Origin of the sequence: Hymenobacter glacialis (assembly GCF_001816165.1) — a bacterium.
In the GTDB taxonomy this organism is placed as follows: domain Bacteria; phylum Bacteroidota; class Bacteroidia; order Cytophagales; family Hymenobacteraceae; genus Hymenobacter; species Hymenobacter glacialis.
On record NZ_MDZC01000069.1, the window covers coordinates 1 to 21152 of the forward strand.

Genomic DNA, 21152 nt, shown 5'->3' on the forward strand with positions numbered 1-21152 from the left:
AATTCGGCCTGGGGCATTTTCGCTTAAAAGCTCAACTCTATTTGACTGGGCTCAAAGCCATGCACCAGCAACTAGCCCAATTCACCGCGTAACATCAGTAACTGAAATGATTTTTTCATAAACAATCCATGACAAAGCTATTATTGACCCATAATACAGCATTTGTTTTGGCCAATTTATCAGTGCAAACCTTCCTTGTACTGCATTTACAAATGTTCTAAAAGTTATATAATAAACTGATACCATAAAATAATTTTTAACAAATTCATCAAGACCAAAATAGTAAAATATAGTCGATGAAATAATCAAAAAAATGATTGGGGTAAATACCCTGATTATATAATTAAAAGCAGGGGCATCGTCATCTTTAACAAATAAGTCAATTTGCCTATACCCAAATGAAAATGAATGCTTGCCTATCCAATTAGTGATAAAAAAAGTACCACTGCCAAAGCAAAATGACTTGCACTTACCCAATTCATGATTTGAAATATGATTTTACCAATCATGTTTGATGGTATTTGATTTTTATTTTGAAAAACGGCGTTATATCGAACGCCGTTTTTTTTCGCTTCTCCAATAATTCTAAGCAGCAGGAGCAACCTCCTTCTCCGCCACCAGCCCCACATTCACCCGCACCTCACCAAACGCCACGCCCACCACCAGACTGGGCAGCTTCAAGCCCGTTTCCAAAGTGGCTTCGGTTACTTCGGCGGCCTGGCCGTCGGTGGTTACTTGGATGGGGCCGGCCACGCCGTGCAGCACAACGCGGTAGGTGGCGTAGCTGGGCTGGAAGTCGCCTTCGATGGCCTGGGTAATAACCAGGTCGTTTTCAGAGCCGGTGACGGTGAAGCGGCGCAGGGTTTTCTGGCCTTCGGTGTAGCCGTAGCCTTCGCCGCCGTCGTCGTAGAGCACACTTTCCAGAGTACCGTTTTTGAAGTAGACGTGCAGGGTGAGCTGCTCGATGGCCTTTTCGCCCACGTATTGCACCACGGGCTGCATGGGCAGCACGGCGCCGGCGCGCACGAAGAGCGGAATGCGGGTGAGGTCGGCGGCGGCCCAGACTTCGGCGCCGCCGGCCGTGGGGGCGTCGGTCCAGTAGTAGAACCAGTCGCCGCGGGGCAGGTACATCCAGCGGCCTTCGGCGCCGGGCTGGGTGATGGGACAGATGAGTAGGTTGTCACCAAGGCCGAATTCGGCCATGCGCAGGTAGGTTTCGGTGTCGTTCTGGTCGAGGAAGGTGAGCGGGCGCAGCATGGGCGTGCCGGCCGTGGCGTACTGCCAGAACGTGGTGTACATGTAGGGCAGCAGGCGGTAGCGCAGCTCGATGAAGTGCCGAGCCAGGTCGGTCACGGTGTCGCCGAAGCTCCAGGGCTCCTGGTCGCCGTGGTCGCCGGAGGAGTGGGTGCGGAAAAACGGGTGGAAGGCGCCCAGCGCAATCCAGCGGGCGTAGAGCTCGCCGGTGGGCGTGTCCACGAAACCGCCAATGTCGGAGCCGATGAAGCTGAAGCCCGAAATGCTCAGGCGCTGGCACTGGATGTTGGCCAGCCAGAGGTGCTCCCAGGAAGCGATGTTGTCGCCGGTCCAGCCGGAGGAGTAGCGCTGGCCGCCGCTGTAGGTGCTGCGCGTGATGGTGAAGGGCCGGTTGGGGTAGCAGAACTGCTTCACGCCGTCGTTGGTGGCGCGGGCCATCTGCATGCCGTAGATGTTGTGGGCCTTCTGGTGCGAGGCCGAGAGGCCGTCGTAGTCGAAGCGCACATCGGGCGGGAAGGTGCCTTTTTCGAACACCGCCGGCTCGTTCATGTCGTTCCACACGCCCTTCACGCCGATATCCTGAATCAGCTCCTTAAACAGGCCCGACCACCACTCGCGCACCCGCGGCGCCGTGAAATCGGGGAAGTTGCAGAGGCCGGGCCATACCGAGCCCTTCATCAGCGGGCCGTCGGCGCGGCGGCAGAAGTAGTCATTGGCAATGCCCTCCTGGTACACCGGATACTCGGGGTCAATCTTAATGCCGGGGTCGATGATAACGACCAGCTTGAAGCCGTCGTCGGCCAGCTCCTGCACCATGCGCTTGGGCTCCGGAAACCGCTCCTGGCTCCAGGTAAAGCAGCGGTAGCCCTCCATGTAGTCGATGTCGAGGTAGATGGCGTCGCAGGGAATCTTGCGGTCGCGCAGGCCGCTTGTGATTTCCTTCACGTTGGCCTCCGGGAAGTAGCTCCACTTGCACTGGTGGTAGCCCAGCGTCCAGAGCGGCGGCAGCTCGGGCGGGCAGGTGAGCAGGGTGTACTCCTCGGTTACCTCCATCAGGCTGGGGCCGTAGATGAAGTAGTAGTTCAGCTCGCCGCCCTGGGCCCAGAAGCTGGTCACGTCGGCGCGCTCGGCGGCAAAGTCGAAGCTGGACTTGAAGGTGTTGTCGAAGAAAATGCCGTGCCCGATTTTCTGGTGCAGCACGTGGTAGAACGGGATGTTCTTGTAGAGCGGGTCCGAGCCCTTGGTGTAGCCGTAGGTATCGGAGCCCCAGTTGGTGAAGCGCTTGCCGCGCAGGTTCATGTTGTCGGGCTTGTCGCCGAGGCCGTAGTAGTGCACGCCGGCGGGCACCTGCTTGCTCATCTTCACGATGTCGTTGCCGGTGTCATAGTCATACTCCCAGTGGAAGCCCTTTTCGTCGTCGCTCAGGATGGTGCCGGAGCGGTCGAGCACGCGGGTTTTCAGCGTTTCCTTCTGCACAATGCAGATGAGGCGGGCCGTGGTGAGGCGGTAATGGTCGGGCTTTTCGCGGAACTCCACAAACTCCGGCGGCATCAGGCGCGTGGGGGCGTCGGCGGACACGGCGTAGGAAAAGTCGGGGTTCAGCGGGGTGTCGGTGAGGTAGCGGAAGCGCAGGATTTTGTCGGAGAGCACGTGCAGCAGCAGGCGCACCCCGTTCTGGCAATTAAAAAGGAAGCGGTTGTTGTCGAGCTCTTCGGCCCGGATAACTTCGCCGGGATAATGTTCCTGGTGGCTTTGGGCCGCCAGGTCGTTCACCATGTAGTTATTTTCCTGAATCGTGGTATCCATAAACTTATTCTTAGCAAAAAGCAAAACCGGCGACTATACCGGGCAAAAAAAGACCGGCAGGGCCGGCGCAACGAGGAATAAGTACGCAAGTTACTTTTCGCGGGCTGGGCACCGGCGAATATTTCAAGCTTATATGGTCCGGCTTGCGTAGCATTGACTGCATATTGGCGGCTGCGCCGCTCCCGGCAACGGCGCTGGCCCTGTTTCGCCCCCCTTCCTCTTCCCCATGACCTTGTCCGATTTTTCTGTCTTATTACTGGCCTGGGACGACGCCGACCCCAGCGTGGCCGTGCTAGGCCACGCGGCTCTGCCCCCCACCCTGCCGCTGGTGTACCGGCTGGCCACGCAGCAACCCGTGCTGGCAGTATATCCCCACCTGCCCGCCGCCGCCGCCGAACTCCCTCCCAGTATCCAAGCAGCAGCAGCACAGGTTTCCGACGCCGCCCCCAACGCCCTGACCGTGGCAACTCCCGTGCCCGGCGTACACCTGCTGCCGGCTACCACCAGCGCGGCGCAATCCTCCTCCCGCATCATCGGGCTGAGCGAGCTGCCCGCGGCCAGCGTTGCGCAGCTCACCGCAGATTTTCAGGCCGAGAAGGCATTGCCGGCCATCCAGGCGGCGGTGCTGGCCCGCAGCCAGTGGCCCACCGGCCCGGGCGGTGGTACTCCCACCCGGCCCCAGGCCCCGGCAGCGCCCTATTTGGGCGCTAGCGTCGACGTAGCATCGGCTGCCCAAGCCGAGCCGGCACCCGCCTCGATTTCCGCCTCTCCGGCAACCAGGCACGCTGCGGCCGGGCAGCTCACCGCCACGCCCACTCCAGCATCTTCTGAAGCAGCCGAACTCCCAGCTGCTGCCCCTGAACCCGACGCCGCTGCTGTGGCGCAGCCAGCATTGTTCAGCGAAGCCATTGCGGAGCCGGGCCCCGCCGAAACGGCCGCCGTGCTGGCGGCGGACGACACTATCTCGGCACTGGATGAATTCATGGCCGAACTGGAGCTGACCGCGAATGAGCCCGCGGCCTTTGCCGAAGCACCGGCACTGTCCTCATCCGCCGAACCAGACTATACAAGCCCCCTGCAGCCCGGCTTTGATAACCTGAATTTTCGCATGATTCAGTACGCGCGGCGGGCGGCGCAGCTCGTGCGCCACCACACCGATTTTGGCATTATCTACGCTCCCAACTGGCCCGCGTGGCTGGCGGCGCTGGAGCTGCGCAACAGCACCGGCAAGCCGCTGGTGCTGTATGCCACGGGCCTTGCGGCCGACTTTGTGAGTCCCGCCGAGCGCGGCTGGCTCCTAGAAGTGGAGCGCATGGCCCTGCGCCGCGCCCACCTCATTCTGGTGCCCGATGAGGGCGTGCGCCAGCGCCTGGCCGGGTACTATGGCAGCAACATCGGCGAGGTGCGCGTGGTGGCCCCCCACGACGAAGCGGCGGTGCAACAGGTACTGGGCGCAATGGCGCGGGTGTGAGCCCCGGCGGCTGGCTGGCGGCCGGGTGGTTTACTTTGTGCCCAGAAACCATTTCCAACGCCTGAAACCGATTTGTCCCATGCAGCCCGAACACGAATTTGAAGCCATTTTAGAAGCCGGCGAAGTAGGAGAAGGCGGCGTGTTTGTGGTGCTGCCCTTCTCGGTGCAGGAAGCCTATGGCACCCGCGGCCGCATACCGGTGCAGGCCACCTTCGACGGCTACCCCTACCAGGGCAGCGCCATCCCGCTCGGCGACGGCTACCACGGCCTGCTGGTGCTCAAGCAGATTCGCCGGGCCATTGATAAAACGGTGGGCGATTCGGTGCGCGTCACGCTCTCCCGCGACGTGGCCGAGCGCAAAATGGAAGCCCCCACCGACCTGGCCCAGCAGCTGGCCGCCAACCCCAAAGCCGCGGCCTATTTCGCCAAGCTGGCCTACACCCACCAGCGCGACTACGTGCGCTGGTTGGAAGGCGCTAAAAAAGCCGAGACCCGCGCCCAACGCCTCACCGAAACCGTGGAGCTGCTCTCCCAGGGTCGTAAGCGCCCCTAGCGCCTATTCAACCAGGCCGTCATGCTTCAACCACGCGGACGCCAGATGAGCATGACCGTTTCTTATACCTGTTGAGGTAAACTCTTAATTTCTATACTCTTTTCTCTTCCCATGAAAAACAGCTGCCTCACGTTGCTGCTCGTGCTGTTGTCACTGCTTCAGGCAGGGGCGCAAACGCTGGCTCCGGCCATTCAACGCCTCAACCCCACCAGCTGGTGGGTGGGCATGAAACGGCCCACTGTGCAGGTGCTGGTGTACGGGCCCGGCGCCGGCACCCTGGCCTACACCATCAATTACCCCGGCGTGAAGCTGGTGAAAACCAACACCGTTGAGAACCCCAACTACGCCTTTCTGGACCTGACCATTGCCGCCACTACCAAGCCCGGCAAGGTGCAGATTGTGGGCAAAAAAGGCAGCCAGACCCTCACCCAGGCCTGGGAGCTGAAGGCGCGCGACAACGCCCCCAAAGGCCAGGGCGTGACGCAGGCCGACTTGATTTACCTGGCCATGCCCGACCGCTTCGCCAACGGCGACCCGGCCAACGACAAGTTCGCCGACCTGCGCGACCCCAGCTCCGACCGCACCAACCCGTTTCTGCGCCACGGCGGCGACCTAGCTGGTGCTACCCAGCGCCTGGGCTACCTCAAAGACCTGGGCATCACGGCCGTGTGGTTTACGCCGGTTATCGAAAACAACCAGCCGCTCACCAACGAAGGCGGGACCATGCGCTCCTCCTACCACGGCTACGGCTTCACCGACCACTACAACGTGGACCGGCGCCTGGGCGGCAACGCGGCCTATAAGGCCTTTGTGCAGCAGGCCCACGCCGCCGGCCTGAAGGTGGTGCAGGACGCCGTGTACAACCACGTGGGCAACACGCACTGGTTTATCCAGGATTTGCCCATGAAAAGCTGGCTGCACCAGTGGCCCACCTACACCAACACCAGCTACCGCCAGCAGCCCATCACCGACCCGCACGCCGCGCAGATTGACCGGAAAGTGACGCTCGACGGCTGGTTTGTGCCCTTCCTGCCCGACCTGAACCAGCAGAACCCCTACGTGGCCAACTTCCTGATTCAGCACGCCATCTGGTCGGTGGAGAACTTTGGGGTGGATGCCTGGCGCATCGACACGTACATGTATAACGACCAGCCGTTTATGAACCGCTGCAACGCGGCGCTGCTCACGGAGTACCCGCGCATCCACATTTTCGGGGAGTCGTCGGTGACCAACGTGGTGGACCAGGCGTACTACGTGAAGAACCACATCAACTTCCCCTTCAAATCGAACCAGCCGGGCGGGCTGGACTTCGTGCTGGAAGGCGCCCTGCTGGCCGGCCTGAAGGAAGTGGGCACGCCTGCCGCCACTAACTGGGACGGCGGCGCCCAGCGCCCCTACCAGGCCCTGGCCCAGGACGCCGTGTACCAGGACCCCACCAAACTGGTCAACTTCCTCGACAACCACGACCACAACCGCTTCCTGTCCGAAATGGGCGACGACCTGGACCGCTACAAAATGGGCCTGACCTGGCTGCTCACCACCCGCGGCATCCCCAGCATTTACTACGGCACCGAAATCCTGATGAAAAACTTCAAGGACCCCACCGATGCCGAGGTGCGCAAGGACTTCCCCGGCGGCTGGCCCGGCGACAAAGAGGACAAGTTCACCGCCGCCGGCCGCACCGCCCGCGAAAACGAAGCCTTCGACTTTGTGAAGAAGCTGGCCACCTACCGCCGCGACCATAAGGCGCTGCACTCGGGCAAACTCATGCAATACCTGCCCGAAAACGGCCTTTACGTGTACTTCCGCTACGATGCCACCGGTACCGTGCTGGTGGCCTCCAACACCACCGATAAGCCCGCCAGCCTGCCCACCGCCCGATTCTCCGAGCGCATGGCCGGCTTCACGAAGGCTCGCAACGTGCTCACCGGCGAAACCCTGAGCAGCCTGGCCACGCTGCAGCTACCCGCCAAAACCGCCGTGGTACTGGAGCTGCTTAAGTAGAGGCCTGTTTTGCCTGCGGTTTACAGGTGAAACAGGCCACTGAAATGGTCCGGAAGTGATTACGAAACTCATCTTCTTGGCGCATTTCGTAGACTTTGATTCCTAGACGGGTTTCGTAAACTCGCCCGGCACGGCAGTAGATTGCGGGCCATCTGGTATAGTGCCACTGCTATTGTTCACCGAAAGGAGCCCATCACAAACATTACATTGCGACTCTTTGGAAGCCGCGAACTGCCCGTAAATGCCCACTATGAGAACCTCATTCTGCTTGGTGGCTACGCTGATAGCGGGTACGTTGACCACCGGGTGCAACCGGTGCGACAACGACTCCCCGCCCAGTAGCGCCCTGCTGTTTTCCCTGACTTCCGCGACGGGGCAAAATCTAATCGGGCGGTTGCCCGCGCCGTACCATCCAGACTCCCTCCGCCTCACCTACCGGGGGCAACCCTTTGGGTCCGAAGTGCTCCACGGCGCCGCTGCAACCGATGGCCCCGTGGTGCGCATCCATCCCACGGGCTTTGATGGCCAATCCGATGCGCAAGTATTGGTCAAGCTGAATAAGACGGACACCGACACCATTAGCATCACTACCGCATCGACCAAGGCAAATGCTTTGACGTGGTGCGGTACAACAGCGTGTTTTACAACGGCACCCGCATGGGGCAAGATGGAAACGGCTTGTACAAATTCATAAAAAGGTAAGTAGCTCACGAAAACGGTCGAACCACTTTACAATCGTTTTGTAGCTAGCCACAGTCTAAGCGCAGCGACGACTGTAGGCCCAAGGTAAAGCGAGTTTGCAACTCGCCTGTGATGAGAGTGAGGTAAGCTCTGTAGGGCGAGTTGCAAACTCGCTTTTACGGGTGGCGCGCAGTCGTCGCTGCGCTTAGACTGCGTCCAGCGGCGGGTGTAAGGCGTCCTACAATGTGGCTTATAAGCCGTTCGTTCTCATTGTACGATGAGCTTACCCGTGTACCGGAGGCCAGTGGCTGCTGTGGTCTGTAGCGTGTACAGGCCGGGCGCCAAGCCCTGCACTGATACTTGGTGATTGGAACTCGTCGAGCCTTCACGTACCAGCCGGCCCACCGCGTCGAAGAACCGCACGCGGCTCCCGACATCAATGCCGGGCAGATTGACCTGTTCCGTGGCAGGGTTGGGGTACAGGCCCGAGGTGGGCCGGGGTGGTTGGGGGATTTGAGGTACCTGGGGCATTGGGGGAGTTTGGGCTGCATTTCCCAGCCGTCCCACAAACTGACAGTTGTCGAAGTGATTATAATAACTGGTGGCCAGTTGAATGGCTCCGAAGTCAGCGTCCCGAAAGAAACTGCCGGTCACGTATAAATCGCCTTGGGCGTCCAAACCAAGCACATCGCCGACATCGGAGCCAGGGCCCCCTGCTTGCTGTGCCCAGCGAACCTGGCCGCCGGGAGTATAAGCCACGACCAGCACATCGAGGCCGCCGGCACTAATAAGGGGCAAGCCGCCAATCTGCGCGGTGTGCTGAAAATAACCAACGACAAAGGGGTTGCCAGCTGGGTCTAAGCAAATGCCGTTGTAGCGGTCGTAGCCCGGACCACCGCCAGAGTGTGCCCATAGCAATTCGCCTCGGGGGGAGTACTTCGCCAGGCCCCCGTCGTATTCTCCGGCAGGAATCAGCGTGGTTGCGCCCAACACGCTCGCGGCGTTGAAGGCAAGGGTTGCGTACAGGTTGCCGCCCGCATCAACAGCGCAGCTTCTAATCTCATCGACGCCAGCGCCACCCAGTTGCTGCACCCACTCAAACCGGCCTTGGGCATCGTATTTCGCCACTAATCCATCGATACTACCCCGGCTGGTGAGCGTGGTATTGCCCACGAGCACTGGCACAGTAAAGGAGTTTAGTACATAGGCCTCCCCCAAGGCGGTAACGGCCAGCAGGGGCCTGAAATAATTGATGGAGCTGGGCGGAGGAACTGCGTAGGTAAAGGCCGTTGTCAGCGAGCGCAGGGCACCAGTGGCGGCAGAGAACCGAGCCAAGAAAGCGCCCGTTGTGTTGGCTGGACTCGCCGTGCTGACGGCCCCGATGGTCATGGCATTGTCAAAAATACCCGCTACATACAATTGGCCGGAAGCATCCGTCGCAACGCTGCCCCCATATGCCGTGCTGATGCCCTTCACATCGGCCCTGCTCTGTCGCGCCCATTCCGGCTTGCCGCCCGGCGAATAACGAATCACGAACATCTTATCTTGGTCGGTACTATTACCGCCAAGGAGTGCTAACTGGCTACCTAGCTGAATGGAAAATTCGAAAACGCCGGTGATGTAGACATTGCCCGCCTCATCGAGGGCGATTCCAGTGATGGACTCCTCACCTGCCGAGCCAAGCTGCTGATACCAAGCCACCGCACCATCGGGAGAGTATTTAGCCAAGTATCCATCCAAGCGGCCCATGCTGCGGCGTACCTTGCCGCCCACTCTAATAGAATCTGAAAAAGTACCTGCTACATAGGTGTTGCCGAAGGAATCAACGGCGGAATAGCCCATGCTTGGGTAGCCGTTGCCCACTATCTGAACACCAAGCCAGTCGGGCGCGTTTTGGGCTACTACCGTGGTGTTGAGACCTCCTACAGCCAATAAGGTGAGCAGGGCACGAAACAGAGTACGCATTATAAGCAACGTTGTAAGAGAGTTAGGGAGCAACTAACACATTTTAGCTGTACTGGCAACGGTCTAAGCGCCGCGACAATTGTATGCCCAAGGTAAAGCGAGTTTGCAACTCGCCTTGGTGGTAGCCCCCCTGCGGGCGATTCTAAGCGCAGCGGCGGTACTATGAAAGCGCTGTTTAGAGCCGAGTTGTGCTCTACTGCAATTCTATTCTGTCTATTTCCAGCCTGAAATTCTCGGCCTTTCCATTGCCTACCAAAAACCGGACTTCTTCAATTTTTTCGGCATTGAAGTTGGGCTGAGGTAGCTTGTTGCCGCGAAAGCTGGCCTCCATTATGCTGAGTGGAATCTCAATGGTTTGCCATTCCCCATTGGTTTTGAAGGTGTGTATATAAGAGGCTCTGTCCTTCAGATTAGCTTTTAGTCTGAACTGGTACTCCTTGCCGTCTCCTTTCAGGCGGATGCACGCCTTATCGTAGCCGCTAATGGCTCTGGGGGCGAATTGATATTGTATGGAAGCGAACCCGCCGTTGTTTTTCAAGGAAACATCGCCGGTGAACACGGCATTGCCCGCTTCGTTTCGCGTGAGTTTGCTGGATGATTTTCCACCCATTACCACGTCGTTCTCTACTTCCCACCCGGACCAGTCGGAAGTAGCGCTAAAATCAAAAAGAAGCAGGCTGCCCATGAGTAGTACTGTTAAAAATGAGGCGTTCATTACTGTACTCGTTATGTGTAGCTTAAATACAATTTTCTATGCTTTGTAAATAAGCTCTTCGACTGCAGATAGTTTCCAGCCGCTTCATTTCACAGTAGCGTTACAGCGGTTTTACGAACGGCATGCCTGATGGCTTGAATAGACGCATATTTTTCTTCTCGGCACGGTGGCTGCTGGTGGCCGCTGGTGGGCTTAGGCTACGGCCAGCGTGGTCCGACGAAGCTCACAAAACTCATCTTCTCAACCTCTTAAACGGCATTCGGCAACCCGCCTGGCCCGGCAGTAGCTTGCGGGCCGGCTGGTATTGGGCCTCTGTTAGTATTCACTGAAAGAATGTCGTTTGGAGAGTGGAAACCTTCGCGCAACCTACCGGCTGTCTTGCCGGTCAAGCTCTTGCCTGTTCTCACTAGTCGTTTTTCCGGTCCTATTCCATGAAGTATTTTCCTTTGCTTCGTTTTCTCCCCGCCTTGGTGCTGCTGGCGGCCGGTTGTGACAAAGATGACGGGCCCGCAAATTGCTGGCCGAAAGCCATGAAAGTGCGGCAAGCCCCCGTAGTAAAACAAGTTGTAGATGCGGACGGCATCGTGTGGCTGGACAACCAGACGGGGGAGTACTTCATCAGTTCCCCCACCAGCATGGACTCCGCCGATTCGGGGTACGTCTGCGAAAACGACCTGCCCGAAAGCCTGCGCATTAGTGGCCAGCGGGTCGTGTTCAGCGGCACCTACAAAGCCAGGGAAACCGGCCGGGCACTGCCCGTCGGTTATAAGGACTACTACTTGGTCCTGGCCACCGTATCGGCACGCTAAGTTTTCGCCAGTGGGTCATTCACCCAGGTGTTGGCCTGACCACTGCGGCCGTGCGTAGCGCCCGAAAGTTAGCAGTGTGTTTCTTGCTGCGGGCGAGTTATAAACTTGCTTTTACAGATGGCGCGCAGTAGTCGCGGCGCTTAGACGGCGGCCAGCGTGGGGCCAGCGGTGGCACATTACTCCAGCGCCACTCAGCTCAGCAGATACAGAAAATTGAGCGACACAAAAGCTATGGTGGACCACCCCTACCGCTAACGTACGCATATTTCACACCTTGGCGGCAACACGCAGAGGCACGGGACCAGACTGGCCAGCCGGGGCCTTTTACGCCAAATTACGGGACAAGCGGCCCGGCTGTGAAAACCAGTTGTTGAAGCCAGCAATTTGCTGGGGCAGGCCATAATCGTGCAGGTACGTAGTAAGTTGCAGGGCCCTAGTGCTGCCCGCCAAAACGCAGCACTAACGGGCCCCACCTCAAAACTCAATACCACATGCGGAAATACTATTCTCTGCTGCTGGCTATGCTGGTAACCCTGGCAACGCAAGCCCAAACCAAATCCAACCTCCCCTACTACCTGCCCCAGACGGTGAGCTACGACCCTGCCATCCCAACGCCGGCCTCGGTACTGGGCTACGAAGTGGGCGAATGGCACGTGAGCCACGACCAGCTGGTGGCCTACATGCGGGCCGTGGACGCGGCCTCTGACCGGGTGACCATCACCGAATACGCCCGTACCCACGAGCACCGGCCGCTGCTGCTGCTCACCATCACCTCGCCCGACAACCAGCGCAACATTGCCCAAATAAAGGCCGACCACCACAAGCTGACCGACCCGGCCGTGTCGGGCCAGCTCGACGTGAGCAAGATGCCGGCCGTGTTCTGGATGGGCTACAGCGTGCACGGCAACGAGCCCAGCGGCACCAATGCCTCGCTGCTGGCAGTGTACTACCTGGCAGCGGCGCAGGGCCCGGCCATTGAGGAAGTGCTGCGCAATACCGTGGTGCTGGTCGACCCGAGCATCAACCCCGACGGCCTCTCGCGCCATTCGGGCTGGGTGAATTCGCGCCGCAGCACCAACCTGGTGGCCGACCCCGCCAACATCGAGCAGAACGAAGCCTGGCCTGGGGGCCGCTTCAACCACTACTGGTTCGACCTCAACCGCGACTGGCTGCCGCTGCAGCACCCCGAGTCGCGGGGCCGGCTCAAACAGTTCCACGACTGGAAGCCCAACCTGCTGACGGACCACCACGAAATGGGCACCAACTCCACGTTCTTTTTCCAGCCCGGCGTGCCTTCGCGCAAGCACCCGCTCACGCCGGCCCGCAACTTCGAGCTGACGCAGAAAATCGGGGTGTTCCACGCCAAGGCCCTGGACAAAATTGGCTCGCTGTATTTCACGGAGGAGAACTACGATGACTTCTACTACGGCAAGGGCTCGACTTACCCCGATGTGAACGGCGCCGTGGGCATTCTTTTTGAGCAGGCCAGCTCGCGCGGGCACGCCCAGGAAAGCGCCAACGGCGTGCTGCGCTTTCCCTTCACCATCCGCAACCAGATGGTCACCACGCTTTCCTCCATCGAAGCAATGCAGGCCCTGCGGGTGGACATGCTGAACTACCAGCGGGATTTTTACCAAAAAGCCGCCAAAGAAGCCGCCGGTCAGAACGTGCGCGCCTACGTGTTTGGGACAGCCCAGGACCCCGCCCGCTCCTACGAATTGGCCCGTATTATCCGGCAGCACCAGATTGCGGTGTACCGGCCCAAAAGTACCCTCAAGCTCGACGGGCACACCTTCAACCCCGACGATGCCTACGTGGTGCCCACCGACCAGCCCCAGTTCCGGCTCATTCAGGCCATGTTTGAGGAACGCAGCACGTTCCAGGACAGCATTTTCTACGACATTTCGGCCTGGACCCTGCCCCGCGCCTTTGGCCTGGACATGGCCAGCGTGAGCAAAGCGCCCGCCGGTGGCCTGCTCGGCCAGCGCCTCGACAGCGTACGCTTTCCGGTGGGCAACGTATCGGGCGATAAAACCGCCTACGCCTATGCCTTCAGCTGGCACAGCTACTACGCGCCGCGGGCGCTGAACGCGCTGCTGGCCCGCAAGCTGGTGGTGAAAGTGGCCACCGAGCCATTCTCCATCGGCGAGCGGAAGATGGACTACGGGACCATTCTGGTGCCGGTGGGCGTGCAAACCCTACCCGCCGACACAATTTTTGCCCTGATGCAGCAAGTAGCCGCCGCCAATGGCATCGAAGTGGTGGGCATCAGCACGGGTCTTTCGGCTCAGGGGCTGAAGCTGGGCAGCGTAAATTTCGTCACCCTGAAGAAGCCGGAAATCATGCTGCTGGCCGGGCCCGGCGTGAGCGCCACCGACGTGGGCGAGGCCTGGCACCTGCTCGACCAACGCTTTGGCATGACGCCCAGTTTGGTGGCGCCCGAAACCCTCGACCGCGTGAACCTGGACCGCTACACCGTCATCGTGGCTTCGGATGGCACGTACAACGGCATTTCGGCCGCGGCCGCGAAAAGCTGCGCGCCTGGGTGCAGCGCGGCAACACCCTGCTGGCCCTGGGCAAAGGCGCCAAATGGCTGGCCGACAACGGCCTGTCAACCGCAAAATTCAAGGCCAGCGGCCCCGCGTCGGCGCCCCCGGAAACAGTCGCAGCGATTGCCCCAGCAGCGCGCCCGGCGCCTGCTGCCACCGCCCGCACGCGCCGCGCCAGCTCGCTGCCGCCGGCCGGCCCGCGCACCGGCCTACTGCCGCAACGGCCCTACGTGGGCATGCGCAACACGGCCAGTGCCCAGGAAATTACGGGCGCCATCTTCCACGCGCGGCTCGACCTGACGCACCCATTGGGCTATGGCTACGACAGCCCCGACGTGTTCCTCTTCCGCGACCACACCGTGTTCATGGAACGCTCGGCCAGCCCCTACGCCAATCCGCTGATGTACACGGCCCGCCCCTTGGCCAGCGGCTTCATTTCAAAACCCAACGAGCTCAAGCTGCGCGGCACCGCCGCCGTCGACATTGCCGATGTGGGAGCGGGACGCATTGTCTCTCTGGTTGACAACCCCAACTTCCGGGCGTTCTGGTACGGTACCAACAAGTTGTTTCTCAACAGCATCTTCTTTGGGCAGCTGATGCGGGCCACTCCCAGCCAAGCCGCGGAGGAGTAAGAGCGTGCAGGAAATGTCACCAGCACGGCATCCTCTAACCAGATTCGGGACCGGTTGCTTTCTGATACGGCTGCGTTATTCCGTTTACCAGTAACCGTAAATAGCCGCGTCTACCCCGCTACCGCCAGCAGGCTGTTCCAACTGGAATGATTTGCTGGCGGTATTTTTATTGAAGCTGATTGAGTACATCGAATTTCAATTTGGGCAGTACTCATCCATCCCTTGCGTATTGTTCGCTGAATTGATGAAAGGCAACTTATAATGTCAATGCAACGCCTTGCTACTTTCGGCGAATCGGGTTCTCGCGAAGCCGGTACAACTCGTAGCCGAACCATAGGTGACGGTGGCCGCTCCTGCCCTATTTTTTATCCAGAAACGGAAATATTTGCTTGTAGGCTTCCTCTAGCTCGCGGGCGGAGGGGCTGTGGTTGCCTTCGGGCACAAACAGGACGGTGTTTTTTTGATGGTTTTGCTGGAGCCGGGCCACAAACTCGGTGAAGGTGACGGGCGGCACCTGGTCGTCTTTGCCGCCTTGCCAGATGAAGAAGGGTGGGTCCTGTGGGTCCCAATACGTGAGGGGTTCGTACTTCCGGGTCACTTCTTTGGGCGCGTAGCCGGTGGTTTCGGGGAAAAGCGCCAGCCCTATTTCTTTCATCACGGGCATCGGGTGGTTCATAAACACGTTTTCCACAACGTCGAGGCCGCCCACTGGCCCGGAAAAGTTGACCACCGCGGCAATGCGGATGCCCGGCGCCAGCGGGTACGGGTAGGTGGGGTCGTTGGCCGTCACCGCCACTAGGCTGCCAATGTGGGCACCGGCCGAGAAGCCCGTCAGCACCACCCGCTCCAGGTTCAGAGGGTAGGCGTCGCGGTGCGCCGCGAGGAAGTTGAGGGCCTGCGTCAGGTCTTCCGTGGCCATGGGAATACCGCGTTTGAGCCGGTAGTTGAGGTTGACCACGGTAACGCCTTTCTTCAGGTAGGGCTGGATGTACCGTTCTTCCTTGGCCTTGTCGCTGAGGTAGTACCCGCCGCCGTGTAGGAACACCACGGTGTAGTTTTTAGCACCCCGCTTCGGCGCTTCGGCGGAGCGGTACACGTCCAGGGTTTGTTCTCTGTCGGTGCCGTAGGGCACGTCCTTTGTTACCGTGTAGGCGGCTTGCACCTGCTCGGGTGTTTTGTCGGCCACCGCTGCCAGCTTCACAGAACAGGACGCTAGTGTCACCGAAGCGGCGAGGCGGAACCAAAGCAGCGGAGAGTTCATAAGCACGAAAGCGTTGAGGTAAAAGCTAGTTGATAAAGCAGTGCAGGCACCGGGCCGCTGCTATTTTTCACCGAAAGGAGCGAATTAAATCAGACGTTTTCGGCTTGGTTTGGAGGCGTTGCTGACCAGTCCCAAATGGCGTACCCCCCGCCGCTCTGTGCTACGAGCAAATACCCGCCGGGCTCGTCTAAAGGCGTCCGACTGCCCAGTTGCCAGGGTTCGTATCCATCCAACGAGGTGCCGACAAATCGGAGCTGCACCCCGTTATCGAATTCGAGAAACAGATTGGCTTCGTCGTCGCAGGCTACCCGGGTCACGTTTCGCAGGTTCACCCGGTTGAAGACCAGCAGCAGTCTTTCGTCAGCTGTAAGCCCGAGGGCCTCGTCGAAGCCGACATTTGAGTTCATGTCCGTGTCGATGGACAGCAGATGGTCCTCGGGCCCGTCGTCGCGAAATTCCAGAAAGTGAATCTGGTGGGATAGGCCAAAGCTTTCGACAGCCGAGCGAGCCAACGCCCGTTGAAGCAAAAGATTGGCGGCAGTAGTATCGGGATGCATGAAATAAAGACGTTTGGGAGGGCAGGTAATAACGCTTCTCTCTGCGTTTAGGAAACCGGTGGCTGTCACCTGCTGCTAACCAACCAATTCCAGCACCAGCGCCACCCGGCTCGGCACGTACAGGCGCAGCTGGTGCTCATAGGTCTCGTACGTGTAGCTTTCATCGGGCCGGTTGAAGCCACAGAAACGGCTGTTGTCCGAGGAGAGAACCACGTGGTACTTGCCCTCCTCCGTTACCCAGAAGCGGTAGTCGGCTAGGCTTTGCTCGACGTGGAAGTTGATGATGAACACCAGGCCGGCGCGCTCGAATGCCAGCACTTGGTTTTCCTCGTCGTGCTTCAGCAAAACCGCCGGGCCAGCGGCCAGCAAGTGGCGCTCCTTGGCTAGGTGAATCAGGGCCTTATCAAATGCGCCCATTTGGGAGAACTTCAGGTCTGGGTTGTCGCCCAGGCTCCACTGGCGGCGGGCAAACTGGTAGCTCCAGTCGTTGCCGGCGCGGGGGAAATCGACCCACTCGGGGTGGCCGAACTCGTTGCCGATGAAGGTGAGGTAGCCCTCGCCGCCGGTGGCCAGCGTGAGCAGGCGGATGAGTTTGTGCAGCGCCAGGGCCCGTGCCGCACCGGGGTCGCCGTCCACGGTGTGCATGTGGGCATAAATGGCGGCATCGAATAGCCAATGGGCCAGGGTTTTATCGCCCACCAGGGCCTGGTCGTGGCTTTCGGCGTAGGCAATGGTTTTTTCGCCCGCGCGGCGGTTGGTGAGCGTGTGCCAGAGGTCGCCGAGGGGCCAGTGTTCATCGGGCGTGTGCTTGAGCAGCTTTATCCAGAAGTCCGGAATGCCCATCGCCAAGCGGTAGTCGAAGCCCACGCCGCCTTCCTTGATGGGGCGGCACAGGCCGGGCAGGCCGCTCATGTCCTCGGCCACCAGCAGGCTGCCTTTCTTAAACTCGTGGGCCAGCGTGGTAGCCAGCTGCAGGTACAAAATGGCGTCCTCATCGGCGCTGGGGCCGAAGTAATTATCGTAGCCCACAAAGGCCACGCCCTCACCGTGGTGATGGTAGAGCATGCTGGTCACGCCATCAAAGCGGAAGCCGTCGAAGTGGTACTCCTCCAGCCAGAAGCGCACGTTGCTGAGCAGGAACTGCTGCACCTCGGGCCGGCCGTAGTCGAACAGCTTGCTGTCCCAGCCGGGGTGGTTGCCGCGCTCGCCCTTGTGGAAGTAGAGGTTGCCGGAGCCGTCGAAATCGGCCAGACCCTCGGCCTCGTTTTTCACGGCGTGGGAGTGCACAATGTCGAGCAACACCGCAATGCCGCGCCGGTGGGCTTCGTTGATGAGGTACTTCAGGTCCTCGGGGGTGCCGAAGCGAGAGCTGGCGGCAAACAGGTTGGCCACGTGGTAGCCGAAGGAGCCGTAGTACGGGTGCTCCTGCACGGCCATCAGCTGGATGGTGTTGTAGCCGCCGGCCGCGATGCGGGGCAGGATGTTGTCGGCAAATTCGCGGTAGGTGCCCACGCGGCCCTCCTCGGTGGCCATGCCCACGTGCGCCTCGTAGATGAGCGGCTCCGGCACGGCCGTGGCGGTGCGGAACTTCTGGTCGGTCCAGGCGAAGGGCATTTCGGGTTGCCAGATTTGGCCGGCAAAGTCCTTGGTTTCCTCGTCCTGCACAGCGCGGCGCAGGGTGGCGGGCAGCCGGTCTTTGCCCTGGCCGTTGGCTACTACGTGCACTTTGTAGCGGCTGCCGTGGGTGAGGCGCTGGCCGTATTCGGCATCGGGCAAAAACACCTCCCACACGCCAAATTCCAGCTTCTGCAGCGGGTTGGCCTGCCGGTCCCAGCCGTTGAAATCGCCAATCAGGGCCAATCCTTCGGCCCCGGGCGCCCACTCACGGTACACGTAGCCGCCGCGGGCGGCGGAGTGGTGCAGGCCCAGCTGCTGGTGGGCCGTGGCGTAGTTCAGCAGGGAGCCGTGATGTTGCTTAATTTCGGCCAGCCGGGCCTGCAGGCGTGCCTGCCGCTGCCGCAGCACGGGTTCGTAAGGAGCCAGCCAGGCGTCGTTTTTGACGAGGGCCAGCGGCGCCTGGCGCGGGGCCCGGGGAGTGGCCGGGGCAGTGGGTGTAGTCTTTGCCATGGTGAAAAGGTTTACGCCAAAAGTAACGCGCCGGGCTGCCTATCTGGGTTTTGAAGCGAACCGGCCGACAATTTCCTCGCGCTCAGCGGCTATTTCCTGCGTCGAATAGCAATCCAGACCAACATCGCTTTATTTTGCTCAATGATTACTTCCCGGATGCTGGCCTTTCCGCTGGCTTTATTAATGGCCTGCTCCGCGGAGCGTCCCGTCACGTCCACCTCACGCGCATTTGAGGGGTCGCTGGCCACGCCCGAGCCGCAGGCCGCCGCGCCGCGCCTGGCCAACTACGCCATGGTGGTGTCGGCCCACCCCGAAGCCTCCAAGATTGGCACGCTGGTGCTGCAGCGCGGCGGCAATGCCTACGACGCGGCCGTGGCCGTGCAGTTTGCCCTAGCCGTGGTGCTGCCCGTGGCCGGCAACGTGGGCGGCGGGGGCTTCTTGCTCTACCGCGACCGAAACGGCTCGGCCGGCAGCCTAGATTTCCGCGAAACCGCACCCGCTGCCGCCACCCGCGACATGTACCTCGACAAGCAGGGCAACGTGGTGGAAGGCCTGAGCACCGCCGGCCCGCTGGCCGTGGGCACGCCCGGCACGGTGGCCGGCATGGCCACGCTGCACAAGCAGCTGGGCAAGCTGTCCTGGCCCGCGCTGCTGCAGCCGGCCGTGGCGCTGGCGGCCAAGGGCTTTCCCCTCACCGTGAAAGAAGCCGCCGGCCTCAACCGGACCCAGGCCGATTTTAAGAAATATAACCCCGGCAGCACCCCCGCCTACCTGCGCCCCGGCGGTGGCGAGTGGCAAGCCGGCGACACCCTGCGCCTGCCCGACCTGGCCCGCACCCTGGCCCGCGTGCGCGACCAGGGCCGCGCCGGCTTCTACAAGGGCGAAACCGCCCGCCTGCTCCTCGCCGAAATGAAGCGCAGCGGCGGCCTGGTGAGCCAGCAGGACCTGGACAGCTACCGGCCCAAGTGGCGCGAGCCCCTGCGCGGCCGCTACCGCGACTACGACGTGATAACCATGCCCCCGCCCAGTAGCGGCGGCGTGGCCCTGCTGCAAATGCTGCAAATGCTGGAACCCGTGGACCTGGCCCAGGCCGGCTACCATACGCCGCTGGCCGTGCACTACATCACCGAAGCCGAACGGCGGGCCTATGCCGACCGTGCCACCTACCTCGGCGACCCCGATTTTGGCACGGTGCCGGTGCAAAAGCTGCTCGATGTGGACTACAATACCCAGCGGGCGGCCACCATGCGCCCCAAGGGCCGGGCCACGCCCAGCAGCCAGGTAACGGCCGGCCCCGGCCTGCCCACTTACGAGAGCGACGAAACCACCCACTACAGCATTGTGGACGCTTTTGGCAACGCCGTGAGCTGCACCACCACCCTAAACGGGGCCTACGGCAGCAAAGTGGTGGTGCCCGGCGCCGGCTTTTTGCTCAATAATGAGATGGACGATTTCAGCGCTAAAGCCGGCGTGCCCAACGCCTACGGCCTCACCGGTGGCGCGGCCAACGCCATTGCGCCGGGCAAGCGCATGCTCAGCAGCATGACGCCCACCATTCTCACCCGCAACGGCAAAGTGGCGCTGGTGGTGGGCTCGCCGGGCGGCAGCACCATCATCACCAGCGTGTTGCAAACCATTCTGGGGGTAGTAGACTACGGTTTTAATGCCCAACAGGCTGTGACGGCCCCACGCCTGCACCACCAGTGGCTGCCCGACCAGATTGACGTGGAAGCCGGCGCCCTGCTGCCCGCGGCCCAGGACACGCTACGCGCCCGCGGCTACCGCCTCAACCCCCGCCTGCCCTGGGGCCGCCTCGACGTCATCCGTGTGCGGCCGGAAGGCAAGCTGGAAGGCGGCGCCGACCCCCGTGGCGACGACACGGCGCTGGGCTATTAGAGCGGCGGCGCAGGTTAACGGCCGGTTTTACTCCGTCTGTGCATAAAAAAAGGCAACCTGTGTGGGTTGCTTTTTTTTTATGCACAGACAACTATTGGTGCATCGGAGAAATCATCTGACGCCTAATAGGCTGAAATCGGACGCAATGCGTTGAGCCCCTTAACTTAAACTGTATAGTAGTGGCGCAAAAGTAACCGTAGCTACAGGCGTTCATGCTCATCTGGCGTCCGCTCGTTGAAGCAGCTCTACCGCAGCAGTACACCTAATTACTCACGCGGTAGAGCTGCTTCGGCTGCGCTCAGCGTGGCAATCTAGAGCGGATTTCACGTGGTGTATATAATTCGTTTGACGAAGCGCCTCACCCCCCGGCAGGGGGTGAGGCGACCACCAGAACGGTCACGTGCACCGACTTGAAAACCGCTCAAGATTAAGATTAAGCACGCTTACTGCTGCACGAGCACTAAAAACAGAGTGGAATATCATATCAGCAGAGAAAAGGACCTTATCGCGCTTGAACTACACCGCCTCTACGAAACCCCATTTTTTGATAAGGCCTTTCGTCTTTGCTAAAACACATAAGACTTAGGAAGCAAAAGTCAGAAAGTTATCTCAACCAATTGTTATTCAATTATATACTTGTTATTATTAATACAGAAAAATTTCAGAAGTCGAATGCCGCTACTTGCTGCGGCTCTTTGCGCTGGATTTGACTGCCTCGGACGCGGCCCGGCTCCCGGGCTAGAGCGTGCAGTGCAGTCAACGAAATCTACCTGCGCTTGCGCCACCGGTTGGTGGCCTGAAGCCCCGTGCCGCACCCTGCGCCAGGGGTTGCCCAGCAACGTCACGAGCCTCCGGGCACACGGCTTGCCGGT

At 60.4% G+C, this 21152-nt stretch carries 13 protein-coding genes; 7 read left to right on the forward strand and 6 right to left on the reverse strand.

Going from position 1 to position 21152, the window contains the following annotated elements:
- Positions 1 to 585: 585 nt before the first annotated feature.
- Entirely contained in the window at positions 586 to 3060 is a 2475-nt protein-coding gene (locus tag BEN48_RS11230) for a glycoside hydrolase family 31 protein (RefSeq protein WP_206599851.1), read from the reverse strand.
- Between the two features lie 232 nt (positions 3061 to 3292).
- Here BEN48_RS11230 and BEN48_RS18405 point away from each other — a divergent pair, with 232 nt between their 5' ends.
- The 3 genes from BEN48_RS18405 (at position 3293) to BEN48_RS11245 (ending at position 7088) form a co-directional block, all read left to right on the forward strand.
- Positions 3293 to 4531, forward strand: coding sequence for a glycosyltransferase family 4 protein (locus BEN48_RS18405; RefSeq protein ID WP_158010160.1), 1239 nt, complete (start codon positions 3293 to 3295; stop codon positions 4529 to 4531).
- Between the two features lie 79 nt (positions 4532 to 4610).
- Positions 4611 to 5084, forward strand: coding sequence for a YdeI/OmpD-associated family protein (locus tag BEN48_RS11240; RefSeq protein ID WP_070734930.1), 474 nt, complete (start codon positions 4611 to 4613; stop codon positions 5082 to 5084).
- Positions 5085 to 5195: 111 nt separating this feature from the next.
- Positions 5196 to 7088 (forward strand): glycoside hydrolase family 13 protein, encoded by a 1893-nt coding sequence (locus BEN48_RS11245; protein ID WP_070734933.1) that lies wholly within the window; start codon positions 5196 to 5198, stop codon positions 7086 to 7088.
- A gap of 948 nt (positions 7089 to 8036) precedes the next feature.
- Here BEN48_RS11245 and BEN48_RS11250 read toward each other — a convergent pair.
- Positions 8037 to 9734, reverse strand: a complete 1698-nt coding sequence (locus tag BEN48_RS11250; protein WP_070734934.1) for an SBBP repeat-containing protein — start codon at positions 9732 to 9734, stop codon at positions 8037 to 8039.
- Positions 9735 to 9927: 193 nt separating this feature from the next.
- The gene (locus tag BEN48_RS11255; RefSeq protein WP_241502251.1) at positions 9928 to 10419 is read right to left on the reverse strand and encodes a CIA30 family protein; all 492 of its coding nucleotides are present in this window, start codon (positions 10417 to 10419) and stop codon (positions 9928 to 9930) included.
- A gap of 476 nt (positions 10420 to 10895) precedes the next feature.
- On the opposite strand from BEN48_RS11255, the gene BEN48_RS11260 reads away from it, so the two are divergent.
- From BEN48_RS11260 to BEN48_RS19800, 3 genes are all read left to right on the forward strand, one after another.
- A complete protein-coding gene (locus BEN48_RS11260; RefSeq protein WP_125932596.1) occupies positions 10896 to 11258 on the forward strand; it encodes a hypothetical protein in 363 nt (120 codons plus the stop codon).
- A gap of 491 nt (positions 11259 to 11749) precedes the next feature.
- The gene (locus BEN48_RS11265; RefSeq protein ID WP_241502252.1) at positions 11750 to 14107 is read left to right on the forward strand and encodes a M14 family metallopeptidase; all 2358 of its coding nucleotides are present in this window, start codon (positions 11750 to 11752) and stop codon (positions 14105 to 14107) included.
- Positions 14044 to 14439 carry a hypothetical protein gene (locus BEN48_RS19800; RefSeq protein WP_241502253.1) on the forward strand — a complete coding sequence of 132 codons (396 nt, stop codon included), beginning with the start codon at positions 14044 to 14046 and terminating at the stop codon, positions 14437 to 14439. The genes BEN48_RS11265 and BEN48_RS19800 overlap by 64 nt, the downstream gene beginning before the upstream one ends.
- Positions 14440 to 14797: 358 nt before the next feature.
- On the opposite strand, the gene BEN48_RS11270 is transcribed toward BEN48_RS19800, so the two are convergent.
- The 3 genes from BEN48_RS11270 to BEN48_RS11280 form a co-directional block, all read right to left on the reverse strand.
- Positions 14798 to 15700, reverse strand: a complete 903-nt coding sequence (locus BEN48_RS11270; protein WP_083320991.1) for an alpha/beta hydrolase — start codon at positions 15698 to 15700, stop codon at positions 14798 to 14800.
- An 89-nt stretch (positions 15701 to 15789) separates the two neighbouring features.
- Entirely contained in the window at positions 15790 to 16257 is a 468-nt protein-coding gene (locus tag BEN48_RS11275; protein WP_070734946.1) for a hypothetical protein, read from the reverse strand.
- A gap of 75 nt (positions 16258 to 16332) precedes the next feature.
- Positions 16333 to 18384 (reverse strand): alpha amylase C-terminal domain-containing protein, encoded by a 2052-nt coding sequence (locus BEN48_RS11280; protein ID WP_070734948.1) that lies wholly within the window; start codon positions 18382 to 18384, stop codon positions 16333 to 16335.
- 141 nt (positions 18385 to 18525) lie between these two features.
- On the opposite strand from BEN48_RS11280, the gene ggt reads away from it, so the two are divergent.
- Positions 18526 to 20280: a gamma-glutamyltransferase gene (gene ggt, locus BEN48_RS11285; RefSeq protein ID WP_241502254.1), complete on the forward strand. Its 1755-nt coding sequence runs from the start codon at positions 18526 to 18528 to the stop codon at positions 20278 to 20280.
- Positions 20281 to 21152: the final 872 nt, after the last annotated feature.